We start from the raw sequence: 25,120 nt of genomic DNA on the forward strand, positions 1-25,120 counted from the left end.
TAGTCGGTGCTGACCGGCATGGTCAGGAGAACGCGCCGGGAGTTGCAACCCTCGAATCCCCGCTAGGGGACTGAAACCCAGTAGTCAGCATCACTAGCGTAGGACTGCCAGTTTGCGCGCGGTTGCAACCCTCGAATCCCCGCTAGGGGACTGAAACCCCGGCTTCAAGCCGGACTGGCAGCACCGTGACCGAATCGCCATTGTTGCAATCCTCGAATCCCCGCTAGGGGACTGAAACGGCCGATCGGCAGGCACCCAACCCTCAACGTACGCCGGTCCGGGTTGCAATCCTCGAATCCCCGCTAGGGGACTGAAACCACTCCCTCCCGTGGTCGCCTGTCCGTCGTACTGCTCGATACCTTCAGCGGGTGGGTGTACGCCCCCCGCCGCGGGTCAGCCGGCATGGTCGCCCGGCCGGCGAAGTGGCTGAAGCCGCGGCAACGGGCATTTGGCAATCGGCTCCCGGTCATCGCCCCATTCGGGCAGGGGCCAGGTTCGAGAACGTACCGGACAGCCCTACCGCACCGACTGCATGGTCGCCCTCAATGCGCAGCCGTGCTGCTCAACCCGGATTCCCGCCACCCCGCAGTTCCTCGCCTGCGACAACAACCCAGCGGTGCCTTGCCCGGCCGCCGCGGCCGGGTGCTCGTTCGCGACACACCGGAGCCGGATCGCATGGTCGACCGCACCCGCCCCGCGTTCACCGGCGAGGACATCCAGCGCAGCGTCGATACGTGCCACGCCTGGCGCGTCGAACGGGAGTCCTGCCCGGCGGCGGGGATATGCCCGGCCTTTGCAAATCAGCTACGCTCAACCGGGAGCCCAGGCACGGCAACGTGCCAGCACCGGGCCGCTGCGTCGGACCTGAAGTAGTCATCGAAGTAGTAATTAAGGAAGGTGACGCCGGGCCGTTCGAGGAGACGATGCAGCGCCTTGTGGCGCAACTCGACGAGCAGAAGGCAGAAGCCGCCAGTCTCGGCGCCGCAATCGCCGGGAGCCCGGAGGAGCGTGGATATGTCGGGAGCTGACCCCATCAGCGAGAAGCGCGAGGCAATTCTCCGGCTCTGTGCCCGTTACGGCGCCCGCAACCCCCGGCTGTTCGGTTCCAGGGCCCGCGGTGAGGCAGACGAACAAAGCGACATCGACCTCCTCGTCGAACTTGAGCCCGGGCGTACCCTCCTCGACCTCGGCGGCCTGCAATACGAACTCGAGCAGCTGCTCGGCCGGCCGGTCGACGTCGTGACCGAGCGCGGCCTCAAGGCACGGCTCCGTGAACGGGTGCTGCGCGAGGCAGTTCCCCTGTGAGAGACCCCAGGGAGCGACTGCGCGACATGCTCGAAGCCATCGCGGCCATCGAGCGGTACCTCGGGCGCGGGCAGGCAGCCTTCGAGCAGGACGAGCTGCTCCAGGGCTGGTTTGTCCGCAACCTCCAGGTCATCGGCGAGGCCGCCCGGGCCCTGCCGCAGGAGACACGGGACCTCGCCCCCGATGTCCCGTGGCCCGCCATCATCGGCATGCGGAACGTCCTTGTGCACGGATATTTCGATATCGACACCGCCATCGTCTGGGAAGCGGCCAGCCGCGACCTCCCCGCGCTCAGGCCGCGGCTCGAAGCGCTGCTGCAGCGGCTGGAGGAGCAGGCGGAGCGAGAATGACACCCTCACGGTCGCCGCGAGGCGGCGGCAATGCCAGCATCGGCTGGAACGAAATCCCGCCCGAGTTTCACGAACGCCTCGGCCTGAAGCCGGGGCTGGTGCGAATATGAGCGCCGCGCTCTCCGAGTCCGACCTCGAAGTGCCCTCCTGGCTGGACGTCTGCCCGGTCTGCCGCTCTTTGCTCTCGTACACCGAGCACGCCGGAGACGGACTCCGCCACTGGGCAGGGGTATCGAAACCGACATCGCTGGCCACGTCCCTCCACCAGAGGAGGATTGACCCAGTGCATGCCGGAGCATGACAGTTTCTGTCGGCTCTGGTCGATAACCCCATCGACCCGAGCAACGTTGTCCGGGTCCACATGTCCAGGCTTACCGTGTCCGGCTGCGTGGTGAGGGGGCACTTGGGAGACCGCTACTTGCTGGCCCTCCACACCAGAAGCGGAATCCGGTGGTATGTGGTCACGACCGAAGAAACAAAGGAAAATAGATAGCGGGAAGCGATAGGCGCCAGCTCGTTTCCATTCCCTCCCCGGGAAGTCTCCCGGCCAGTGAAGCAGAGACGTCAAGTTTGGGGCAGGGAGCTCGTTCATCATTGCCGTGACATTGGGAGGCTGTCATCAGGGCGCTCGGCGTCGGACGGGCCATCACGGAGCGCACGCTCCGTATCCGGGCGTACCGTTCCGGGCGCACACTGGCTGAACTTGTGCTGACGAGCGATGTGGTACGGGAAGCGAGAGCGCACCTGGCAAGCAAGGTCATCTCAAGCGACCGCCGTGCCAGTCGCGGAAGCTCGCGCCGGGCGCCCATCACGCCGAGGAGGGTAAAACGTGAGCCAGCAGGAGACCCCGCCCAACAGGGTTGACGATTTCAGGCAGGACCTTGCCGACATCATCGAAGCCGTCCGCTCCAAAACCTGCGCGCTCGAGGTGGCAGAGGCTGACGGGGCGCTGCTCATCGACCTCTCTCGTCCCGGCATCGAATGCCGGCGCCGTATACGGCTGCGCGTCGTGGTCGATTCATCCCGGGTCGGCACCATTGAACTTGTTAGGCCGCTCGGGAACAGGAAGGAGCGCCGCTTCGGTGCGAAATTCCAGTTTTGGTGGAGGTACTGAGCGACGACGACTCGGCTACGGTCGGGGGCCAGCGCATCGCATACGTAAGTTTCGTACGTCATCAGCGGCAGGCCGCGTTGCAACCATCGAGTCACCACTAGGGGACCGAATCTTGTCGGAACCTCACCGCGGTAATTACACCGGTTTCAGACGTTGTAACCCTCGAATCCCCGCCAGGAAACTCAACGGTCAGGCTGCATTCGGCGTACCGGTGCCCCGGGAATCGTGACGGCGAACCGCTATCGCGCCATGCGCGAACGCGGCGCTCAAGGCTACCCCCACCCGCGACTGCACCGGCACCCGTGAATCTCCGCGAATCCGCCTCGGTCACGTGCGGCGCGGCGACGCTGCTCGCCACCGTGGCACGGGCGCCCAACTCCGCAGCTCGCCCCGCGGCCGTCTCGTAGCCGTCGTTGGCGTCCAGAGGGGGGATTGATGCCGTCCCGGAGTCGCACAGGCTGCCGAAGAATTCCTGGCCCCCTTCGCTGCGCAGGGCAGGCCGCGCGTCGGCCCTTTCGGGGCCGGCCGCCGGGGGCCCGGCTTTCTCCCTTCATATCGTCCGCCCCCAACCACTCACCTACCGCCTCCTGCCGTTGGCCCGGCAGATGCCCCGGCCCGTCCGCCCGGCGGGGCGGCGGCATCTCACGCCGCGAAGCGGCTACAATCACGCCCCAGGCGCCGGCCAAACCGTGTCCTGCAGCTCCGTCAGCGACCCGTGCGGCCGAACGCCATCCCCTGCGTTGCGCGGAGTCGCGCCTTCAGTCCAGCCCGGTTGCCCCGCAAAGGAGACGAGCGTGAAACTCGAGGACATCACCCCCGACGCGGTCATCCGCGGTGTCTTACCCGACGGACTTGTCACGGTCGTCAGCGTGCAGTGGCACGGTTCCGATGCCCTCACCCTCGTGTACCGCACCGGCGATGGCAAAGTCGCCGACCGCCTCCTCTACCGCGAGGACGAACCGACCATCGAGCTCGTCGAGGCCGGCCGGCCCTGGAGCTTCGACGGCGACGGCGCAACCTACCGCCTCGCTGCGGAGGCGCACCGCATCCGCCTCGCGCACCTCTTCGACCCCGTACTCGCCGTCCACACCTCGCTCGTCGAGCCGCTGCCCCACCAGATCACCGCCGTCTACGAAGCGATGCTGCCCCGTCAGCCGCTCAGGTTCCTCCTCGCCGACGACCCCGGCGCCGGCAAAACCATCATGGCCGGCCTCCTGATTAAAGAATTGATGGTCCGTGGCGACCTCCAGCGCTGCCTTATCGTCTGCCCCGGCAGCCTCGTCGAGCAGTGGCAGGACGAACTCTCGCGACGCTTCAACCTCCCCTTCGAAATCCTCACCAACGACAAGCTCGAAGCAGCCCGCACCGGCAACTGGTTCCTCGAAAACGACCTCGCCATCGCCCGCCTCGACAAGCTCTCCCGGAACGAAGACGTCCAGCAGAAGCTCTTCGCCCAGGACAACCGCTACGACCTCGTCGTCTGCGATGAGGCCCACAAGCTCTCGGCTACCTACTTCGGCGGCGAAGTCCAGTACACCAAGCGGTACCGGCTCGGGCAGCGCCTCTCCGAGATCACGCGTCACTTCCTGCTCATGACAGCCACGCCCCACAACGGCCGTGAGGAGGACTTCCAGCTCTTCATGGCCCTCCTCGATGGCGACCGCTTCGAAGGCCGGTTCCGCGACGGCGTCCACCAGGTCGACGTCTCCGACCTCATGCGCCGCATGGTCAAAGAGGACCTGCTCACCTTCGAGGGCAAGCCGCTCTTCCCCGAGCGCGTTGCCTACACCGTCCCTTACCAGCTCTCCGACGACGAGGCGTTCCTCTACCAGCAGGTCACCGAGTACGTCCGCGGCGAATTCAATCGCGCCGAGGCGCTGAAGAACAACAAACGCGCGGGGACCGTCGGCTTCGCCCTCACCATCCTCCAGCGGCGCCTGGCGTCCTCGCCCGAAGCCATCTACCAGTCGCTCAGGCGCCGGCGCGAACGGCTCGAGGATGAACTCCGGGAACAGCAGTTGCTCCACCGGGGCGCGAACGCTGCGCCGGCCGTCTCCACGCTGCTCCTGGACAAAGATGAAATCGAAGACCTCGAGGATGCCCCGGACAATGAGGTCGAAACCTTCGAGGAGCAGGTCCTCGACCAGGCCACCGCGGCCACGACGGTCGACGAGCTCAAGCGCGAAATCGAGACCCTCAAGCGCCTCGAAGGCCTGGCGGCCCGGGTCCGCCGGAGCGGAAGAGACACCAAATGGCGCCAGCTCTCCGACCTCCTCCACGAAATCTTCACGGACCGCGCCTTCAACGGCGCAGCACGCGAAGAGGCCGCCGCCTACGACGGGCGGCCGCTCCCGAAGCCCGTCGCTTCGCCGCACCAGAAACTCGTCATCTTCACCGAGCACCGCGACACCGTGCGGTACCTCGAGGAACGGATTGGCACGCTCTTTGGTCGCCCGGATGCCATCGCCGTCATCCACGGCGGCATGGGCCGCGAAGAGCGGCGCAAAGCCCAGGAACGCTTCCTCCACGACCCGGACGTCCGCGTCCTGCTGGCCACCGACGCCGCCGGCGAAGGCATCAACCTCCAGCGCGCCCACCTGATGGTGAACTACGACCTCCCATGGAACCCGAACCGCCTCGAGCAGCGCTTCGGGCGCATCCACCGCATCGGGCAAACCGAGGTCTGCCATCTCTGGAACCTCGTCGCCGCCGAAACCCGTGAAGGCACCGTCTACCAGCGCCTGCTCGAAAAGCTCGATGAAGCCCGCAAGGCCCTCGGCGGCAAGGTGTTCGATGTCCTCGGCAAATTGCAGTTCGAAGGCCGGCCGTTGCGCGACCTCCTGATCGAGGCCATCCGCTACGGCGACCAGCCCGAGGTGCGCGCCCGGCTCGAAACAGTCATCGAGAACGCCGTCGATGCCGACCACCTCCGCGAACTGCTCGAGGAGCGCGCCCTCGCCCACGACTCCATGGACTCCAGCCGGGTCGCCCGCATCCGGGAGGAGATGGAGCGCGCCGAAGCCCGCCGCCTCCAGCCGCACTACATCGAATCCTTCTTCCTCGAAGCCTTCCGCCGGCTCGGCGGCGTCATCCGCGAACGGGAGCCGCGCCGCTACGAAATCACCCACGTACCGGCCCAGGTCCGCAACCGCGATCGCCTCATCGGCCGCGGCGAACCGGTCCTCCCGCGCTACGAACGGATCACCTTCGAAAAGGAGCTCATCGCCCAGCCCGGCAAACCGCTCGCTGCGTTCGTCTGCCCCGGCCATCCCCTCCTCGATGCCACCCTCGACCTCGTGCTCGAACGCTACCGCGACCTCCTCAGGCGCGGCACCGTCCTTGTCGACGAGCGCGACCACGGCACCAGCCCCCGCGTGCTCACCGTCCTCGAGCACGCCATCCAGGACGCGAGTCTCCTGCCCTCCGGCGAGCACCGCACCATCTCCCGGCGCCTCCTCTACGTCGAAATGGACGCCGGGGGCCAAACGCGCCACCTCCAGTACGCCCCATACCTCGACTACCGCCCGCTCGCCCCCGGCGAGCCTCCAGCCGACGAGATCCTTGCCCGTCCCGAATGCGCCTGGATCGGCGCCCACATCGAGACCCTCGCCCGGGACCACGCCATCGCCACCGTCGTCCCTGAGCACGTCAAAGAGGTCCGCGACCGCCGCCTCGAACTGATCGAAAAGACCCGTGCCGCCGTCTACGACCGGCTGACCAAGGAGATTGCGTACTGGGACTACCGCGCCGAGCAGCTCGCCCTCGAGGAGCAGGCCGGTAAACCGGCCGCGCGGATGAACTCCATCGAGGCCCGCCGCCGGGCTGACGACCTTCGCGCCCGGCTCAAGCGCCGCCTCGAGGAGCTCGACCGCGAGGCAAAGGTCTCGGCGCTGCCCCCGGTCGTCCTCGGCGGCCTCGTCGTGGTGCCCATCGGCCTCCTCGCCGCCATGACCGGCCGCTCCCTCCCCCAGCCCGCAGCCGCCGTCGATACCCAGGCCGCTGCCGCCCTTGGACGCCAGCTTGTCATGGAGATCGAACGGCAGCTCGGGTACGACCCCATCGACCGCGAGGCCGACAAACTCGGCTACGACATCGAGAGCCGGGTCGTCTCCGGGCCGCAGCGAGGCCGAATCCGATTCATCGAGGTCAAGGCCCGCGTCGCCGGCGCCGACACCGTCACCGTCACCCGCAACGAAATCCTCACCAGCCTCAACAAACCCGACGACTATATCCTCGCACTCGTCGAACTCCACACCGATGGCGGCCATCGCGTACGCTACCTCCGCCGCCCCTTCCGACGCGAGCCCGACTTCGGCGTCACCAGCGTGAACTACGACTTTGCCGAACTCCTCGCCCGCGCCGGAGAACCCGGATGACATCGCATGGGGGTCAGCTCCCGCCATGTAACGAATCTGTCGCCACCGCTGCGGGTGCCATGGGGTTGCCGCGTCGGCAGGGAGGCCGGAATTGCTGACCAGGCTTGCAATCCGTAACTTCAAGCTTTTTGAGAGCGTCGAGATTGAACTTGGCGAGCGCGTCGTTTTCGTCGGCCCAAACAATTCGGGCAAAACCTCTGCACTTCAGGCGCTTGCGCTCTGGCATGCAGGTGTCAGGCGCTGGGTCGAAAAACGTGGTGCCGGCAACGTCCCGAAAGAGCGAGCTGGCGTCACCATCAACCGCAAAGACTTGATTGCGCTCCCGGTCCCCGCAGCAAACCTCCTCTGGCGTGACCTCCACGTGCGCGAAGGCTACCGCGACGCAGGCCGGCAGAAGACGCGCAACGTCCTGATCGAAATTGACGTCGACGGCATGACCTCGGGCGCAATCTGGACGACCCGCCTCGAGTTCGATTACGCGAACGAAGAATCGTTCTACTGCCGCTCCCGCATTGGGCCCGAAGGGACTCGCTACCAGGTTCCCGCTGCCGCCGCCGAATTACGCGTCGCCTACCTTCCGCCCATGTCAGGCCTTGCTGCCAATGAGACGCGGCTCGACCCCGGTGCCATCGATGTGCGCATCGGCGAGGGGCGCACCGCGGAGGTTCTCCGCAACCTCTGCTGGCGAGTCTTCGAAACGAACCCGGATGCCTGGCGCCAAATCGTCAACCGCATAGATGAACTCTTCGGCGTCACCCTCGGCGACCCAGCCTACATCAAGGAACGTGGCGAGGTTGTCATGTCCTTTCGAACAAAGGGCGGTGTCACCCTCGACCTCTCCGCCAGCGGCCGGGGTCAGCAGCAGACGCTCCTCCTTCTCGCCCACATGGCCGCGAACCCCGGCGCCGTTCTCCTCCTCGACGAACCCGATGCGCACCTCGAAATTCTCCGCCAGCGCCAAATCTACCGCGTGCTCGCACAGACGGCTGAGGAAACCGGCAGCCAGGTCATCGCAGCTAGCCACTCCGAAGTCATCCTCAATGAAGCCGCCGACCGGGACATCGTCGTTGCCTTTGTCGGCAGGCCGCATCGCATCGACGACCGCGGCAGCCAGATCCTCAAGGCGCTGAAGGAAATCGGCTTCGACCAGTACCTCCAGGCCGAGCTGACCGGCTGGGTCCTCTACCTCGAAGGCGCTACTGACCTCGCGATCCTGCGGGCATTTGCGGAGAAACTCGACCACCCGGCACGCGAGCTGCTCGAACGCCCGTTTGTCTACTACGTCGGCAACCAGCCGCCCAGGGCCCAGGAGCACTTCCACGCCTTGCGCGAAGCCAAGCCAGACCTCGCTGGTGTCGCCATCTACGATCGCCTCGAAAAGGAATTGCCCGCCGATCCGTATCTCCGCCAGGAGATGTGGCGGAAGCGCGAGATTGAGAACTATCTCTGCCAGGAGGCCACCCTTCTGGCATGGGCCGAGGCGCGGGCCAAAACCGAGACCGGACCGCTCTGGGGCCTCCCCTGGCGTGAGGCCATGGAGAAGGCGATTGGAAAGGTCCGCGATGCGCTCGCCTCACTCGGAAAGCCTGGGCCTGACAGCCCGGACCTCAAAGCCAGCGACGAGTTCCTCGACCCGGTCTTTAAGAACTTCTTCGCTGCCCTTGACCGGCCCAACCTGATGCGCAAGACCGACTACCATACCCTCGCGCCCTTCGTCCCCGCCGAAGCGCTCGACGACGAGGTCCGCGAAAAGCTTGACGCCATCGTCGCTGTCGCCCGCAGCGCGCGGCCGGAAGGATCACCCTCATGACCGTCTCCCGCAAAAAGCTCATCGAAGTCGCCCTCCCCCTCGAGGCCATCAACCAGGCCGCGGCACGCGAAAAATCCATCCGCCATGGCCACCCCAGCACCCTCCACCTCTGGTGGGCACGCCGCCCCCTCGCCGCCGCGCGCGCCGTCATCTTCGCCCAAATGGTCGATGACCCTTCCGCCGTCCCCGAGGAGTTCCCCACCCCCGAGGCCCAGGAGGCCGAGCGCCAGCGCCTCTTCCGCCTCATCGAACAGCTCGTGCAGTGGGAGAACACCACCAACGAGGCCCTCCTCGCACAGGCCCGCGCCGAGATCTGGAAGAGCTGGCGCCGCACCTGCCGCGACAACGCCGACCACCCGCGCGCCGCCGAGCTCTTCGACCCCAGCCGCCTCCCCGCCTTCCACGACCCCTTCGCCGGCGGCGGCAGCCTCCCCCTCGAAGCCCAGCGCCTCGGCCTCGAAGCCTATGCCAGCGACCTCAACCCCGTCGCCGTCCTGATCAATAAGGCGATGATCGAAATCCCGCCCCGCTTCGCCGGCCGCCCGCCCGTCAACCCCGCAGCGCGTGCCGACCGCCGCCTCTTCGCGCGCGAATGGAAGGGCGCGCAGGGCCTCGCCGAGGACGTCCGCTACTACGGCCAGTGGATGCGCGACGAGGCCGAGAAGCGGATCGGCCACCTCTACCCGAAGATCACCGTGACCGCGGAGATGGCCGCTGACCGCCCGGACCTCAAACCCTACGTCGGCCGCGAGCTCACCGTCATCGCCTGGCTCTGGGCCCGCACCGTGAAGAGCCCCAACCCCGCCTTCCGCGACGTCGACGTCCCCCTCGCCTCCACCTTCATGCTCTCCACCAAACCCGGCAAGGAGGCCTACGTCGAGCCGGTGGTCGAGGGCGGCGGCTACCGCTTCACCGTGAAGGTGGGCAGGCCGAAGGATGCGGAGGCCGCGAAGAACGGCACCAAGCTCTCACAAGGCGCCTTCAAATGCCTGTTGTCGGGCTCCCCGTTCAGGTATGACTACATCGACGCCGAAGCGAACGCCGGTCGCATGGGTTCTCGCTTGATGGCTATCGTCGCCGAGGGCAAGCGCGGGCGAGTGTATCTCGATCCGATGTCCGAGCACGAGGTCATCGCGAGACAAGCACAGCCGACATGGAAGCCCGATGCGCCCAGCCGTGGAACCTGGGCCAGTAATGCACAGGGACGCCGATACGGCTTTCATACCTTTGGGGACTACTTCACCCCCCGCCAGCTCGTCGCGCTGACGACGTTCTCGGACCTGGTGGGCGAGGCGATCGAGCGCGTCAGGCGCGACGCCATCGCCGCCGGCCTGCCCGACGACGGCCAGCCGCTCCGCGACGGCGGCACCGGCGCGACGGCCTATGCGGAGGCGGTGGGGGTGTATTTGGGGTTTGTGATCAGCAAACTTATCGACATCAATAACTCACTCGCACCATGGGGGCACCTTCAGGAGTGCCCACTCCACCTCTTTAGCCGCCAAGCAATCCCGATGGCCTGGGACTTTGCTGAAGCTAATCCCTTATCAACTAGTTCTGGGTCTTGGTCCGTTGTCGCAGTGGGGATTCAACGCGGGATGGAACCTACTGTGGTCGGCGCCGATGTGCGACGGCCAGGCATGGCGTTCCAATTGGATGCGGCAACTCAAGACCTATCCTTAGGTAAAGTCGTTTCCACGGATCCACCGTACTACGACAACATCGGCTACGCCGACCTGTCGGACTTCTTCTACGTCTGGCTGCGCCGCTCGCTGCGCCCGGTCTTCCCCGACCTCTTCGCCACCCTCGCCGTGCCCAAGGCCGAGGAACTGGTCGCCACGCCCTACCGCCACGGCAGCAAGGACGCCGCGGAAAAGTTCTTCCTCGACGGTATGACGCAGGCGATGCACCGCCTCGCCGAGCAGGCGCACCCGGCCTTCCCGGTCACCATCTACTACGCCTTCAAACAGTCCGAAACCAGCTCCCCTCCCCCGGCGAAGGAGGGACCATCACTCCTCCCCCCGGAGGGGGGAGGCAGGGAGGGGGGCCAACACCCGGCGGTGGGAGGCAGGGAGGGGGGCACCGCCAGCACCGGCTGGGAAACCTTCCTCGATGCAGTGATCCGCGCCGGCTTTGCCATCAGCGGCACTTGGCCGATGCGAACCGAGCGCAAGGAACGTGCCATCGGACAGGGTTCCAACGCCCTCGCCTCCAGCATCGTCCTCGTCTGCCGCCCGCGGACTCCCTCCCCCGGCGGGGGAGGGGAAGGGTGGGGGACCGCCACCCGCCGCGAGTTCGTCTCCGCCCTGAAGGCCGAGCTGCCGCAGGCGCTTGAGCACCTCCAGCGCGGCAACATCGCGCCGGTGGACCTCGCGCAGGCGGCCATCGGCCCGGGCATGGCCGTCTACACCCGCTACGCCAGGGTGCTCGACGCCGAAGGGCGGCCGCTCTCGGTGCGCGAGGCGCTCGCGCTCATCAACCAGGTCCTCGACGAATGCCTCGCCGAGCAGGAGGGCGACTTCGACGCTGATACCCGCTGGGCGCTCGCCTGGTTCGAGCAGCACGGCTTCGCCGAGGGCGAGTTCGGCGTCGCCGAGACGCTCTCCAAGGCGAAGAACACCAGCGTCGGCGGCATGGTCGAGGCCGGCATCCTCGAATCGAAGCGCGGCAAAGTCCGCCTCTTCCGCCCCAGTGAGCTCCCTGCCGACTGGGACCCCGCCGCCGACCGGCGCCTCACCGTCTGGGAGACGGTCCATCACCTGGTCCGCGCCCTCGAAACCGGCGGCGAGGGGGCGGCAGCCGACCTCGTTGCCCGCCTCGGCAGCCGGGCCGAGACCGCCCGCGAACTCGCCTACCGCCTCTACACCGTCTCCGAGCGCAAGAAGCGCGCGTCCGAGGCGCTGTGGTACAACGCCCTCGTCCAGAGCTGGCCCGAAATCACCCGCCTCGCGCGCGAACACGGCCGTCCGCAGCCCGCGCAGGCTGCCCTCTTCCCCTAGCGCAGGAGGTCCACCATGGCGATGACCAACCAGGAACGCGTCGGCAAAGCCCTCGAGCTGCTCCGCCAGGGGCTCGCTCCCTTCGTCGAGCGCGAATGCCGCAGCAAGTACGGCAAGTACTGGATCACTTCGGTCACCCAGCACTGGAAGAACGAGCTCAACTGGGTCAGCCCCGATACGCCGGCCCTTGATGCCGCGGTCCTCCTCCGCGTGCTGTGGGAGCAGTGGAACGAGGTCTTCCGCGACACCCTTGGCCATGCCGAGCGGAGCCTCGTCTCCGAAATCCGGACCTGGCGGAACAAATGGGCCCACCAGGAGCCGATCTCCAGCGACGACGCCGACCGCGCCCTCGATTCCATCGCCCGCCTGCTCACCGCCGTCTCGGCGCCCGAAGCCGAGGAGGTGAACGCGATGAAGCTCGAGCTGCGCCGCATCATGTTCGACCAGCAGCTCCGCACCGAGAAGCGGCGCGCCGGCGGCTCGCTCATCGAGCCCGCGGTCGCGAGCTCCCTCCGCCCCTGGCGCGAGGTCGTCGTGCCCCATCCCGATGTCGCGAGCGGCCGGTACCAGCAGGCCGAGTTCGCCGCCGACCTCTGGCAGGTCCACCTCGGCCAGGGCTCCGACGAGTACCGCGACCCCGCCGAGTTCTTCCGCCGGACCTACCTCACCGAAAGCCTGCGCCGGCTGCTCGTCGGTGCGGTCCAGCGCCTTTCGGGTGCCGGCGGCGACCCCGTCGTCCAGCTCCAGACCAATTTCGGCGGCGGCAAAACCCACTCTATGCTCGCCCTCTACCACCTCTTCTCCGGCGCCAACCCGGCTGAGCTGCCCGGTGTCGATGCCGTCATGGCTGAGGCGGGCGTCGCCAGGCTCCCCGCCGTCCGCCGCGTCGTCCTCGTCGGCAACAAAATCTCCCCCGGCAATCCCGTCACCAAACCGGATGGCACGCGGGTGCACACCCTCTGGGGCGAACTCGCCTGGCAGCTTGGCGGCCGCCAGGCGTACGAGCGCATCCGCGCCGACGATGAGCGGGCAACGAACCCCGGCGATACGCTGCGTGAGCTGTTCGTTGCGTACGGCCCCTGCCTCGTCCTCGTCGATGAGTGGGTCGCCTACGCGCGCCAGCTCCACGACGAGGGCGACCTCCCCGCCGGCAACTTCGAAACGCAGTTCACCTTCGCGCAGGCCCTCACCGAGGCGGCGAAGCTCGCCGGGAACTGCCTCCTGGTCGTCTCGCTCCCGGCCTCCGACGAGCAAGGCTCCCCGCACACCCAGGCCGACGACGTCGAGGTCGGCGGCAGGCGCGGCCGCGAGGCGCTCGAGCGGCTCCGCAACGTCATCGGCCGGCTCGAATCCTCCTGGCGTCCCGCCTCCGCCGAGGAAGGGTTCGAAATCGTACGGCGCCGGCTCTTCCAGCCGATCGACGGCTCCGACAAATTCACCCAGCGCGACCTGACTGCGCGCGCCTTCGCCGAGCTCTACCGCAGCAACTCGGCCGAGTTCCCCCCCGAGTGCCGCGAGGCCGACTACGAAAAACGCATCCGCGCCGCGTACCCCATCCACCCGGAGGTCTTCGACCGGCTCTATACCGACTGGTCGACCCTGCTGAAGTTCCAGCGCACCCGCGGCGTCCTCCGCCTCATGGCGGCCGTTATCCACAGCCTCTGGGAATCGGGAGACCGGTCGCCCCTCATCCTGCCCTCGACCATCCCAATCGACGACCCCCGGGTCCAGTTCGAACTCACACGCTACCTCTCTGATAACTGGGTCCCAATCATCGAAAAGGACGTCGACGGCCCGACCTCGACCCCCGCCAGGATCGACGCTGAGGTCACGAACCTCGGCAAGTATGCAGCGACCCGCCGGGTGGCGCGCACCATCTACCTCGGGTCGGCGCCAACCGCCGCGACCGCCCATCGCGGTATCGAAGACCGGCGCGTCAAGCTCGGCTGCGTGATGCCGGGCGAACCACCGGCCGTCTTCGGCGATGCGCTCCGCCGGCTCGCCGCCGCCGCGACCCACCTCTACCAGGACGGCGCCCGCTTCTGGTACTCCACCCAGCCCACCGTAACCCGGCTCGCCGAAGACCGCGCCGAGCAGCTGAAGCGCAACCCCGACCGGGTCGCTGAGGAGCTGGAGCGCCGGGTGCGCGACGACCTCCGCGACCGCGGGGAGTTCCCGCGTGTCCATGCCTTCCCCCGCTCGTCCGCCGATGTCCCCGACGAACGGGAGGCGGGGCTGGTCGTCCTCCCTGCCGACTTCCCCCACACCAGGGACGGGGAGAGCCAGGCCGTGCTTGCGGCGCGCGGGATCCTGGAGACGCGCGGAAATGCGCCACGCCTCTTCCGCAATACCCTGGTGTTCCTTGCGGCCGACCGGGTCCGTCTCCAGGACCTGGACGAGGCCGTGCGCCGCTACCTTGCCTGGCGGTCCATCCTCGACGAAAAAGAGACCCTGAACCTCGAGCCGCTCCAGGTCCGCCAGGCCGAGGCCCAGCTCAAGGCAGCCGACGAGACGGTGAACGCGCAGCTCCCGGAAGCCTTCTGCTGGCTCCTCGTTCCCGAACAGAAGACGCCCCAGTCGTCGGTTGAATGGCGTGCCGTGCGGCTCTCGGGGAATGAGCCGCTGGCGACGCGCGCAGGCAAAAAAGCCCGAGCGGACGAAGTGCTGGTGTCAGCCCTCGGGGGCACGGTCCTGCGTACCTGGCTTGACCGTGTTCCGCTGTGGCGGGGCGACCACGTACCGATTCGGCAACTGGTCGACGACTTCGCCAGCTACCTCTACCTGCCGCGCCTCAAGAGCCCCGCTGTGCTCGCGAACGCCGTCTCCGGCGGTATCGCGCTCCTGACCTGGGAAACCGAAACCTTCGCCTACGCCGAAAGCTTCGATGAGGCCACTGGAAGGTACCGGGGCCTCCAGTACGGGCAGACCATCACCCTGCCGCACGATGCTGCCGGCCTCGTCGTTCGGCCGGAGGCCGCTCGCCGGCAAATTGACGCCGAACGGTCATCAGTAACTACCGCGAAAACCGGCATCGATGATGGCGGCAGGCCTGGCCCCATCGACCACGACGAACACGATGGAACCGGCCCGCCGCCGTCGCCGCCCCCGCTGCCCGTCCACCGCCGTTTCCACGGGACAATCGACCTGGACACCGAGAAGCTGTCGCTCCACGCCTCCCAGGTCAATGCGGAGGTCATCGCCCACTTCCTGGGGAAGCTCGGCGCGAAGGTCCGGGTCACGCTTGAAATCGAAGCGATCCTGCCGGACGGCGCCGATGACCACCTCCGCCGCGTCGTCGAGGAGAACTGTCGGACCCTGAAGTTCTCATCCTTCGGCTTCGAACGGGAGTGACGGCGGCCGGCGTCACTGCATTTCGGAAGTCCCGCGACCGCGCACCTCGCGGGCGTCATCCGCTGAGCCCCGGTCCCCATTACCGTGGAGCCATGCAGTGCGAAGGAGATACGAGCGGGGGCGACTGCCTTTGCGGGGCATCGCTGTGTCGCGCGGTCGTCTTTGGCGCATGAGGTCGACTCGCTGGCCGCTGCGCATTCCCTGTCGACCGGGGGCTACGCAGCGTCCGCGACGAACGACATCAGCAGGAACGTCAGCAAGGACCTGGCGCCGAAGCATCTGGTCGAATTTATCCAATGGTTTGATCGGGAACGACAAACGTTGACTGAGCTCAACCTGCGGCCTTTGCTCCTCCTCGGTCTCTCCGCTCCATCCTTAACAGGCCGCCAGTCCTCGCCTTCTCCCGGTTCTCCAGGCCGCAGGCTCGTCCCTCGGACGAATGACCAGGGGCCGATTAGACCAGGGACAAATAGCCAGCGCTCAGCTCCAGGTCCCGAATTCTCCCCCTCTTGTCGGGGCCTTCATCCGGGCTGCTCCAGCGGACGAGGCCGCCCGCACCTGCGCCCTGCGCGGCGGGGCCGTGTTGTCGCTCCACGTGCGCGGCAGGGAGCCGCTGACCGGGCACGGCGTCAAGGACGCGACGACTGACCCTGCCACAATCGAGGCCTGGTGGTCCTGCCGGCCGAGCCCGTGCGCGGCTACCACCTGGGACTCGGGCGCTTGCGGCTATGCGCCGACACTGCGGAAGGCCGCTGGCAGCCGGCGCCCAACCGAGCCCTCGGCCACTCAGCCGGCCCTGCCAATCGGCACAGGTGATGCACCAGGCCGTCGCCGACGGCTGTTGCGCGCGGCGCATGAGCGACGACGAACCTTGGCGGGCACGGCGGCGGAAGTGCCCGTCGTTGGCCGACATCGGGCGCGTTCAACATCAGCAGGACTGCCGGGAAAAAGCGGGCGGCACCCTGTAGCGGGCGGCAGCGGCCCATGACAGACTCACAGCGGAGGGCGCGATGGCGCGACGACCCTGCGGCAGCGGTTCGGGCCACAAAGTGAGCGACCCCGCGCGGCGCAGCAGTCCGTGGTGGGCGGCGGTACACCCGGGCGGCGGCGGGTACCGGGTGCGCCGGGCGCGAACCCGCCGCGAGGCGGAGCATCCGGTGCAGCAGCTCCTGTCGAGCGGGAGCGCGGTGCGCCCGGGCCGCCCGGCCGGCTCACCGTGCAGCAGTTCCTCGACGGGTGGCTCGCTAGAGCGGCGCATCGGCTCAAGCCACTCCGCAGATTCGAGAACGCGTCATCGCCGGAGGTCTCCAGATAATCCGTACATTTATCCGTGACGAACGCCCCGCCCTCGTCGCCCTCGGCGCCGTCACCGCGGTCGCCGTCGGCATCCTCCTCGCCACCCTCCTCCTCGGCGACCAGCGCCGCATCCGCGTCGTCCTCGCCTCCCCCGACGCTGCCGCGCCCGCTCCTGTTACCCTCCGCGAAATCACCCTCGCCTTCGACCGCGAACCCGACCGCTCCGCCGTCGAAGCCGCCCTTGCCTTCGAACCCCCGCTCGAAGGCACCGTCCGCTGGCGCGGCCGCACCCTCGTCTTCGTGCCCGCCGGCCCGCTCGAACCCGGCGAGTACCGCGTCCGCCTCGCCCCCGGCACCCTGGGCCGCCGCGCCGAACCCCTGCGCGAACCGTTCGAACACCGCTTCACTATCCGCGAACCCGGCGTCGCCGTCGTCCAGGTTGCACCAGGCCGCACCGAAGAGCGCCTCCTCGAACTCCGCGCCGGCCAGGAGCCCCGCGTCCTCGCCCGCGCCCCGCGCATCATCGACTACGCCGTCTCGCCTGATGGCGCCCAGGTCGCCGTCGTCACCGCCGGCGCCGACGGCCGCGGCAGCCTCGCCCTCGTCCGGGTGAGCGACGGCGCGGCCACCTCGCTCATCTTCGACCCCGCCATCAACGTCGGCGGCGTCGCCTGGTCGCCAGATGGCGCCACCCTCGCCGTCGTCCGCCGCGACGCCCTCCCCGGCGGCGGCGAAGGCGTCCCCCGCGCCTGGCTCGTCCGCCTCTCCGGTGAATTCGTCGCCACCCTCGACCCCGAGGGCCTCCCCTCCCTCTATCCATCGTGGTCGCCCGATGGCCAGCACCTCGCCTACATCTCGCCGAGCGATGCCCGCCTCGTCGTCGTCAACCTCGCCACCCGGGAGCGCCGCGACCTCGGCCAGCCGCGCGGGGGCGCCGCCGCATGGTCGCCCGACTCCCGCATCGTCGCCTTCGAAAGCGTGCCCCGTGCCGTGTCGCCGGGCGCCGCCCCGCCCCAGCCCGTGCGCGTCGTCAGCCTCGACGCCGCCGTCGACCTCCTCCTCGGAAAAGAAGGCGAAATCCGCTCAGCTCCCCGCTTCCTCGATAGCGAAACCGTCGCCACCCTCCGCCGCGTCATCGGCCCCCAGCGCACCGGCACCGACCTCGTCTTCGAATCCGTCCGCGACGGCCGCCAGCTCCGCGCGATCAACCTCGCCGCCGGCACCGACCTCGTCCTCCACTGGGACCTCGCCCCCGGCGGCCGCGCCATCGTCTACACGGTCCAGACCGCGCAGCAGTTCACCACCATCACCCTCGACCTCGAATCCGGCGACCGCACCCCGCTCGCCCTCGGCGGCGACCTCCCCCGCTGGCTCCCCTGACCGTCCGCTACGCCGCTTGCTCCTCCAGCAGCCGCGCCAGCTCGAGGAAGTCCCGCGCCGTGATGTCGAACGACGGGTCCGGCTCGAGGTCCGGCTGCACATTCGGCCCGGCTTCCTTCGGCCGGGGAATGAATGCCGCCCGCAGGCCCGCCGCCTGCGCGGCCCTCAGGTCGGCCTTGTGGGCGGCCACCAGCATTACCTGCCCGGGCGCGAACCCGAGCAGCCGCGCACCGGCCAGGTACGCCTCCGGCTTCGGCTTGAACGCCCCCAGCACATCGGCGCCCAGCACGCAGTCCCACGGCAGGCCGGCCCGCTTCGCCATTTGCACCAGCAGCGCCACGTTCCCGTTCGAGAGCGTTGAAATCACGTACCGCTGCTTCAGCCGCCAGAGCCCCGGCACGCTGTCCGGCCACGGGTCGAGCCGGTGCCACGCCCGGTTCAGGTCCTCCCGCTCCGCCTCCGGCATGCCGCCGAGCCCGTACTGCGGCAGCAGCTCCTCCAGTTTCCGCCGGTGCAGCTCATCCGTCGTCATGAACGGCCATTCGCCCCGGTTCACCTTCGCGATGCCGCCGAGGTACCCCTCGTACCGCCACGCGTCCGCGAACGCGCCCCAGTCGGCCGAAACGCCGTACCGTGCACCGGCCGCCTCCAGCTCCCGGATGACCGATGACCGCCAGTCGACCACCGTGCCGAAGACGTCGAAGACCAGCGCGCGCACGTCCCGGAGTGCCATGGCCCGGAAGTCTACCCGAAACCCCGTGTTCCCGGCGAAGCCGTTCTACTCGCCCTCGCCGGCCGCCACGTTGATGACGCGCACCGGCGGCGTGGTCGGCGTCGCCCCGGCCGCCGAAACGCCGTCATCGGCCGCCACCCCGTGGATGCGGATCGGCGGGAGGGGTGTCGGCGTCGAGGACGGTTGGCCCGCCGCGCCAGCGTCGCCCCCCGCCGGCAGCTCCGGCGCCGGTTCAGCCGCGAGGGCCTCCGAAGCACCGCCCGGCTGCCCCGTGAGCAGCCCTTCGAGCGCCGGCGGCGTGGCCGGCGCGCCGACGTCGATGACGATGACCCGCTGGGGCGGCGACAGCTGAACGGCGGGCCGAAACGGGCCCCACGCCGCCCGGTCGGCGAACGACAGGATGAAGAGGCCGCTCGCCCCGATGCCGAACAGGAACGCGGCCAGCAGGAGCGGGGCCTTCCCTGCCATGCCTCGCATCATGCCCGCTCCCTGTGAAAATTGCTACCCGGTGACTGCACGGTAACCGCGCGCATTCCACCCGCGCCGGGCAGCGCACACCGCCGAACCTGTTACCATCAGGTATCGGGTCCACCGTCCGCCCCCGCGGAGAGGTGCTGGAGTGGACGATCAGGCACGCCTGGAAAGCGTGTGTACCGCAAGGTACCGTGGGTTCGAATCCCACCCTCTCCGCCACGTCATCTCTTCCCGCCTCGCGACCGTTTCCCCGCTTCCGCTTGTGCCCCCCGCCCGGCTCCCGTAGATTCCTTCGCCAAACCCGAAGGAGATTCGCCCATGCAGGACCTGGCGGGCAAAGTCGCCGTCGTCACCGGGGCCGCAAGCGGCATCGGCCTCGCCCTCGCCACCCGCTTCGCTGAGGAGGGCGCCGCCGTCGTCCTCGCCGACATCGAAGCCGAGCCCCTCGCCATCGCCGAGGCCGGCCTCCGCCAGAAGGGCGCCCGGGCCCTCGCCGTGCGCACCAACGTCCTCGCCGACGCCGACGTCGAGGCCCTCGCCGATGCCGCCTACCGGGCATTCGGCGCCGTCCACATCCTCTGCAACAACGCCGGCGTCTCCGGCGGGGCAGGCGTTCCCATCTGGGAAGCTCCCCAGGCCGACTTCGACTGGGTGTTCGGCGTCAACTTCCACGGCGTCCTCCGCGGCATCCGCGCCTTCGTCCCCCGCATGATCGCCGGCGGCGAAGAGGGCCACATCGTGAACACCGCCTCGGCCGCCGGCCTGCTCACCGGCGCCGATGCCTACTCCATCTCCAAGCATGCCGTCGTCTGCCTCACTGAGGGGCTCTACAAACAGTTCCGCCTCATGAACCTGAAGCTCTCCGCCTCCGTCCTCTGCCCGGGCTGGGTCAATACCCAGATCCTCGATGCCGAGCGGAACCGCCCCGCCGAGTTCGGCCCCGCCCGGGCCGCCGACCTCCCCGCAGAAGCCCGCCAGCGCCGCGCCGTCGTCGAATCCCTCCTTCGCCAGGGCTTCCCGCCCGAAGAGGTCGCCGCGCAGGTCGTCGACGCCATCAAGAACGACACCTTCTACATCTTCCCGATGCAGGACTACATCTGGCAGGCGGTCAGGCAGCGCTTCGAGGGCGTCATCAACCGTACGAACCCCGTCGCGACCGGCCCCCTCCGGTAGCCGCCCTGCCGCTCCCGGGCCGTCGCCCCCTTGCATTCGCCATAACAGTTGCGGCAGTATCAACGCCCCATGCTGCCGCACACCCCGCACGCGGTGGCGAACCGGGCGCCGTTCCTCTGCCGCGTCCTCCTCGCGATGCTGGCGGCGTCCGTCGCCGTGCCCGCTGCATTCGCCCACGCCCTCACCCACGAAGTCCAGCCCGGCGAAACCCTCTCCGCCATTGCCCTGCGCTACGGCGTCGATGTCGACGCCCTCGCCGCCGCCAACGGCATCGCCAACCCCGACCTCGTCTTCGCCGGCCAGCTGCTCACCATCGCCGAGTCGTCGCCTGCCGTCCCGCCGCCCGGCGGCGCCGTCGCTCCCCCGGCCGCCCGCAGCTACGTCGTCGAACCGGGCGATACCCTCTCCGCCATCGCCCTCGCCCACGGCACCACGGTCCACGCCCTCGCCGAGGCCAACGGCATCGACGACCACGACCGCATCTTCGCCGGACAGCGGCTTATCCTCCCCGCGCCCACCCGCGCCCCTGCGGCCGCCGGCGTCTCCCGCCCCGCCGTCGAGGCGCTCCTGCGCGCGGCCGCCGCCGAGTACGGCATCCCGCCGTCCGTCCTGCTCGGGCTCGCCTGGCTCGAGAGCGGCTGGAACCAGGCGATGGTCAGCCCCGCCGGCGCCGTCGGCATCATGCAGCTGATGCCCGCCACCGCCGAATGGGGCCTTGAGTACCTCGCCCCTGGGGCCGTCAACTGGCGCACCGACCCCGCCGACAATATCCGCCTCGGCGCCGCCGTCTTCGCCCACATGCTCTGGCAGGCCGGCGGCGACCTCGAAATCGCCCTCGCCTTCTACTACCAGGGCTGGTGGAGCATCGAGCAGTTCGGCATTTTCGACGAAACGCTCCAGTACGTCGCGAACGTCCTCGCGATTGCGGCCGGCTTCGACGACTGAGCGCCTGCCCTACGCCGTCAGCACCCCGTACGCCTCAGGGATCCGGTCGGTCAGTGCATTCGTGCCCGGCGCCATGTCCTTCCAGCGCGTCATCGCCGGGTTCACCTGGGCAGCCATCGCCAGCCCGCTCCCCCGCGGCGCGATCGTCATCGGCGCCCCGTGCGGCGCCACGATGATGCCCGTCTCCGGCCCCGCGACCGCGGTGTAGACCCGGTTCTCGTCGCTCCGCGCCCGGGCCACCTTCTCCGCCATCGGCGCATCCTCGAAGTGCGTCCAGGCCAGCACCTCCGCCCCTTCCAGCATCAGGATGCGTGCCACCTCCGGCACGTACCCCTCGTCCCCGCAGAGGATGCCGACCCGCCCCGCCGGCGTTGCCACCACCGGCGGCAGCGTCTCGCCTGTCGCGATCCCCCGCCCGTGCGACGCCTCATGCACTACTGTCCCGCCCGGGTGGAGCAGCACCGCCGTCTGCCGCGGCCGCGCGCCGTTCCCCGCCGCGCCGAAGAGCAGGCTCCCGCCGCGCTCCCGGACGGCCGCCTCCAGCCAGGGCAGCGCCGCCTCCCAGCCCTCCGCCGCCGGCGCCCCGCCGATAACCACCAGGTCCGCATCCTGCTCCCGCTGGTCCAGGTAGGCCGCCAGCACCGCCTCCGCGTCGAAGGCCGGCCGCGAGGGGACCACCGCGATCCGCCGGCTCTCCGCCGCCGGCACGACCGGCTGCCCGAGCAGCTCGGTCACCGGCAGCGAGGCCGTCGGCTCGGTCAGCCGCCGGTACAGCCCGGGACGGCGTGCCGGCCGCTCCACCTGCATCGGCTCGATGTCGAACACCACCACCGTCCCCACATCGGCCGGCGCGCAGAGCCGCGTCACCCCCTCCGGGTCGTACACCGAGGACCGCCCTGCGTACACCAGCGAGGTACCCTCCGGGCCGAACCGGTCGGCCGCCGCAATCCACACGCCGTTCTCGAACGCCCGCACCGGCACCAGGTACTCGCACTGCGTGGTCGAGAGCTCCGCCATCGTCCGCCCCCACGAGACCCACGCCGTGAGATCGAGGATCACCTCCGCCCCGTTGACGGCCAGCGCCCGCGCCACTTCCGGCTGGCGCGCGTCAGCGCAGATGAGAATGCCGAACCGGGCGAAGCCCGCATCCCACACCGGGAACTCCCGGCCCCGCCGGAACCAGCGCGCATCGAAATGCCAGAGGAAGCTCTTGTCGTACCGCCCGCGGATCTCGCCGGCCGGGTCGAACACCAGCCCGCTGTTGGTCAGGCTGCCGTCCGGGTGCGGCACTGCGAGCCCCGCGGCCAGCCAGTACCCCCACTGCCGGCACTTCGCCGCCAGCGCAGCGGTGATCTCCGCGAACGGGCGCACCCCCGGCCGGTCGTACGGCCGCTCGTCCCGCACATAGTAGGCCGGGTACGAGCACTCCGGCAGCCCCACGAGCTGCGCGCCCTGGTGGCCGGCCTCGTCGAGCGCCGCGAGGATCGCCGTCCAGTTCTCCTCCGCCCGCTCCAGCGGATACGCCGGCACCTGGCACAACCCAACCCGGAACGCTTCCACAGGCTCCCTCCTTGTGGCGCGATCTTACCCCCGCCCCGCGGGGTCCGCCTGGCCGAGGAACTGGCCGCCGGCGCTCAGCGGCGTGCCGACCACCGGCTCGAGGATCAGCTGGCAGATCGGCATCCCCGCGCGGAGGCGGATTCCTGCCGGGCCGAGGTTCATCATCTCCAGGGCGATGGTCCCTTCAAACCCTGCATGGATGGTCGGCGCAGTGAAGTGGATCAGCAGCCCCATCCGGGCGAGCGAGCTCTTCCCTTCAACTCGGCCGGCGAGGCAGCCCCGCTCCGCAACCCCAGCCGGCAGCTCCGGGGGCAGCGGCAGCCCAATCCGCTCCATCGTCATCCCGAGGATGAAACGCCCCGGGTCGAGGACGAAGCCCTCCGGCGGAATCTCGTACGGGTCGTACAGCCGTTCGAGAGTCGGCCCAACCCTTCCGGCCGTGGGGTCGAAGGTGATGCTGACGCCCGTTGCGGGGATGCGCAGCAGCCGCCCAAGCCGGAGGTTCACCGAGGTCGGGTCGAAAGCGCCCGGGTTCCCGCCCGGAGCCGGCACCGCCGGCGGCGGGTCGATCCGCAGCCGCCCGTCCCGGAGCGCATCGAGGATCGCTGTATCGCTGAGGATCACCGCGGAACTCAGGCCGAAACGGCCGAAAGGGGCACCTCGATGTACCGGACCGCCCCGTAGACATCCCCGGGCAGCTCGACAACCAGCCCGCGGCTCCCCTGCTGCACAACGCGCACCAGCACCTGTCCCCGGCCGTTCGTCCGCCGGACGACTCGCGTGCTCGGTGCGATAAAGGTCACGGTTCTGCCGTCGACGTCCGAAACCTCGGCAACGACCTCCGTCGGGAACATGCCTTCCGCCAGTTCGGCAGCAAGCTCGGCCATCTGCATCGCTTACCCCCAGAGACCACCGATTCTTGCGCACAGGTGGTTGGGCTGCAAACGGCCGCCCCAGATCCGGCACAATAGAACCCGCATGCGCATCGCCATGGTCTCCGCCCATACCAGCCCCCTCGCGCCCCTCGGCGGCCGCGAGACCGGCGGCATGAACGTCTACGTCCTCGAACTCTCCCGCGAGCTCGCCCGCCTGGGCTACGAAGTCGATATCTTCACCCGCCTCGATGGCGACCTCCCGCCCGTCGAACCCGTCGCTCCCGGTCTCCGCCTCGTCCGTCTCCCCGCCGGGCCCCCCGCGCCGCTCGAAAAGGAAGAGATCGCCCGCCACCTCCCCGAGTTCGTCCGCGGCCTCCGAGCATTCGCCTGCAGCGGCCCCGGCTACGACCTGATCCACTCCCACTACTGGCAGTCCGGCTGGGCCGGAACCATCCTCGCCCGCCAGCTCCGCCTCCCCCACGTCGTCATGTTCCACACCCTCGGCGAGGTCAAAAATCGCGCCCGCTTCGGCGAGGCCGAGCCCACCCTCCGCATCCGCCACGAGCGCACCATCGCCCGCCGCGCCACCGCCATCGTCACCGCCAGCGACCACGAACGCCAGCTCCTCGAACGCTACTACGGCGCCGACCCGGCCCGCATGCACACTGTCCCCTGCGGCATCGACCTCGACCTCTTCCGTCCCCTCCCGCGCGCCGAAGCACGCGCCAGCCTCGGTCTGCCGCTCGACCGGCCCGTCCTCCTCTGGGTTGGCCGCCTCGAAAAGCTCAAAGGCCTCGAAATCCTCCTCGATGCCGTCGCCGGCCTCGAACGCGACGACGCCCTCCTCCTCATCGTCGGGGGCGACGACCGCGCCGCCCCGCTCCGCGCCGAGCTCGAAGCACAGGCCCGCGCCCTCGGCATCGCCGGCCGCGTCCGGTTCACCGGCGCCGTCGACCACGCCGCCCTCCCCCGCTACTACAGCGCCGCCGACGTCTGCGTCGTCCCCAGCTTCTACGAGAGCTTCGGCCTCGTCGCCGTTGAAGCCATGGCCTGCGGCACCCCCGTCGTCGCCTCCCGGGTCGGCGGCCTCGTCTCCACCGTCATCGATGGCGTCACCGGCTACCTCATCCCCTGGCGCTGCCCAGAGCCGTTCGCCGAAAAACTCGATGTCCTCCTCGCCAATCCCGAGCTCCGCGCCAACTTCGGCCGCGCTGCCCGCGCCAGCGTCGAACGGTTCCGCTGGAGCACCGTCGGCCTCCGCATCGCCGACGTCTACGATGCCGCCCGCGCCCGCTGCGCCGCACCCGGCAGCAGCGCCCCGCCCGCCATCGCCCCCGAAGCCTGGGAAGCCGCCGTTATCGCCAGCAGCTGACGCCGCGCGC

18 protein-coding genes, 1 tRNA gene and 1 CRISPR repeat array (1 of these 20 cut by a window edge) are annotated in these 25,120 nt (G+C 69.1%); of the genes, 14 read left to right on the forward strand and 5 right to left on the reverse strand.

All coding sequences use genetic code 11. From position 1 onward, the window contains the following. A CRISPR array of direct repeats spans positions 1 to 317; the repeat unit is 36 nt; unit sequence GTTGCAACCCTCGAATCCCCGCTAGGGGACTGAAAC; it begins 1,050 nt to the left of the window's first position. A 519-nt stretch (positions 318 to 836) separates the two neighbouring features. From A9A59_RS13980 to A9A59_RS03835, 10 genes are all read left to right on the forward strand, one after another. Continuing rightward, the gene (locus tag A9A59_RS13980; RefSeq protein ID WP_165772481.1) at positions 837 to 1,028 is read left to right on the forward strand and encodes a type I restriction endonuclease subunit M; all 192 of its coding nucleotides are present in this window, start codon (positions 837 to 839) and stop codon (positions 1,026 to 1,028) included. Next, positions 1,015 to 1,305: a nucleotidyltransferase family protein gene (locus A9A59_RS03795; RefSeq protein ID WP_098503013.1), complete on the forward strand. Its 291-nt coding sequence runs from the start codon at positions 1,015 to 1,017 to the stop codon at positions 1,303 to 1,305. The genes A9A59_RS13980 and A9A59_RS03795 overlap by 14 nt, the downstream gene beginning before the upstream one ends. 26 nt (positions 1,306 to 1,331) lie before the next feature. Next, positions 1,332 to 1,655, forward strand: a complete 324-nt coding sequence (locus tag A9A59_RS03800; protein ID WP_278286776.1) for a HepT-like ribonuclease domain-containing protein — start codon at positions 1,332 to 1,334, stop codon at positions 1,653 to 1,655. Between the two features lie 829 nt (positions 1,656 to 2,484). Then, positions 2,485 to 2,769 (forward strand): hypothetical protein, encoded by a 285-nt coding sequence (locus A9A59_RS03805; RefSeq protein ID WP_098503015.1) that lies wholly within the window; start codon positions 2,485 to 2,487, stop codon positions 2,767 to 2,769. 794 nt (positions 2,770 to 3,563) lie between these two features. Further along, positions 3,564 to 7,145 (forward strand): helicase-related protein, encoded by a 3,582-nt coding sequence (locus tag A9A59_RS03810; RefSeq protein WP_278286777.1) that lies wholly within the window; start codon positions 3,564 to 3,566, stop codon positions 7,143 to 7,145. Positions 7,146 to 7,236: 91 nt separating this feature from the next. Next, positions 7,237 to 8,955, forward strand: a complete 1,719-nt coding sequence (locus A9A59_RS03815) for an AAA family ATPase (RefSeq protein WP_098503016.1) — start codon at positions 7,237 to 7,239, stop codon at positions 8,953 to 8,955. After that, positions 8,952 to 11,951, forward strand: a complete 3,000-nt coding sequence (locus A9A59_RS03820; RefSeq protein WP_098503017.1) for a DUF1156 domain-containing protein — start codon at positions 8,952 to 8,954, stop codon at positions 11,949 to 11,951. Before A9A59_RS03815 ends, A9A59_RS03820 begins: the two co-directional genes overlap by 4 nt. A 15-nt stretch (positions 11,952 to 11,966) precedes the next feature. After that, the gene (locus tag A9A59_RS03825; RefSeq protein ID WP_098503018.1) at positions 11,967 to 15,302 is read left to right on the forward strand and encodes a Swt1 family HEPN domain-containing protein; all 3,336 of its coding nucleotides are present in this window, start codon (positions 11,967 to 11,969) and stop codon (positions 15,300 to 15,302) included. A gap of 439 nt (positions 15,303 to 15,741) precedes the next feature. Next, complete coding sequence (locus tag A9A59_RS14430; protein WP_098503019.1) at positions 15,742 to 16,290, forward strand: bifunctional DNA primase/polymerase; 549 nt, start codon at positions 15,742 to 15,744, stop codon at positions 16,288 to 16,290. 608 nt (positions 16,291 to 16,898) lie between these two features. Further along, positions 16,899 to 17,978 carry a TolB family protein gene (locus tag A9A59_RS03835; protein WP_098503020.1) on the forward strand — a complete coding sequence of 360 codons (1,080 nt, stop codon included), beginning with the start codon at positions 16,899 to 16,901 and terminating at the stop codon, positions 17,976 to 17,978. A 7-nt stretch (positions 17,979 to 17,985) separates the two neighbouring features. On the opposite strand, the gene A9A59_RS03840 is transcribed toward A9A59_RS03835, so the two are convergent. Beyond that, positions 17,986 to 18,711, reverse strand: coding sequence for a haloacid dehalogenase type II (locus A9A59_RS03840; RefSeq protein ID WP_098503021.1), 726 nt, complete (start codon positions 18,709 to 18,711; stop codon positions 17,986 to 17,988). 45 nt (positions 18,712 to 18,756) lie between these two features. After that, a complete protein-coding gene (locus tag A9A59_RS03845; RefSeq protein WP_098503022.1) occupies positions 18,757 to 19,179 on the reverse strand; it encodes a hypothetical protein in 423 nt (140 codons plus the stop codon). A gap of 137 nt (positions 19,180 to 19,316) precedes the next feature. Between A9A59_RS03845 and A9A59_RS03850 the strand changes: the two genes are divergently transcribed. The 3 genes from A9A59_RS03850 to A9A59_RS03860 all read left to right on the forward strand — a co-directional run bounded on the left by A9A59_RS03850 (position 19,317) and on the right by A9A59_RS03860 (position 21,303). Next, positions 19,317 to 19,404 (forward strand) — tRNA-Ser (locus A9A59_RS03850). A 99-nt stretch (positions 19,405 to 19,503) separates the two neighbouring features. Then, positions 19,504 to 20,358, forward strand: a complete 855-nt coding sequence (locus A9A59_RS03855) for an SDR family NAD(P)-dependent oxidoreductase (RefSeq protein ID WP_098503023.1) — start codon at positions 19,504 to 19,506, stop codon at positions 20,356 to 20,358. A gap of 69 nt (positions 20,359 to 20,427) precedes the next feature. After that, a complete protein-coding gene (locus A9A59_RS03860) occupies positions 20,428 to 21,303 on the forward strand; it encodes a LysM peptidoglycan-binding domain-containing protein (protein WP_098503024.1) in 876 nt (291 codons plus the stop codon). A gap of 9 nt (positions 21,304 to 21,312) precedes the next feature. Here the strand turns inward: A9A59_RS03860 and A9A59_RS03865 are convergent, their stop codons facing one another. The 3 genes from A9A59_RS03865 to A9A59_RS03875 are packed head-to-tail and all read right to left on the reverse strand — an operon-like array spanning position 21,313 to position 23,756. Continuing rightward, positions 21,313 to 22,863, reverse strand: coding sequence for a carbon-nitrogen hydrolase family protein (locus A9A59_RS03865; protein ID WP_098503025.1), 1,551 nt, complete (start codon positions 22,861 to 22,863; stop codon positions 21,313 to 21,315). Positions 22,864 to 22,887: 24 nt separating this feature from the next. Next, positions 22,888 to 23,487 (reverse strand): dCTP deaminase, encoded by a 600-nt coding sequence (gene dcd, locus A9A59_RS03870; RefSeq protein WP_098503026.1) that lies wholly within the window; start codon positions 23,485 to 23,487, stop codon positions 22,888 to 22,890. Between the two features lie 8 nt (positions 23,488 to 23,495). Then, positions 23,496 to 23,756, reverse strand: coding sequence for a hypothetical protein (locus tag A9A59_RS03875; protein WP_165772483.1), 261 nt, complete (start codon positions 23,754 to 23,756; stop codon positions 23,496 to 23,498). An 85-nt stretch (positions 23,757 to 23,841) separates the two neighbouring features. Here A9A59_RS03875 and A9A59_RS03880 point away from each other — a divergent pair, with 85 nt between their 5' ends. Beyond that, positions 23,842 to 25,110 carry a glycosyltransferase gene (locus tag A9A59_RS03880; protein ID WP_165772484.1) on the forward strand — a complete coding sequence of 423 codons (1,269 nt, stop codon included), beginning with the start codon at positions 23,842 to 23,844 and terminating at the stop codon, positions 25,108 to 25,110. Positions 25,111 to 25,120 lie beyond the last annotated feature (10 nt).

Origin of the sequence: Tepidiforma thermophila, from assembly GCF_002563855.1 — a bacterium.
GTDB classification, from domain to species: Bacteria; Chloroflexota; Dehalococcoidia; order Tepidiformales; family Tepidiformaceae; genus Tepidiforma; species Tepidiforma thermophila.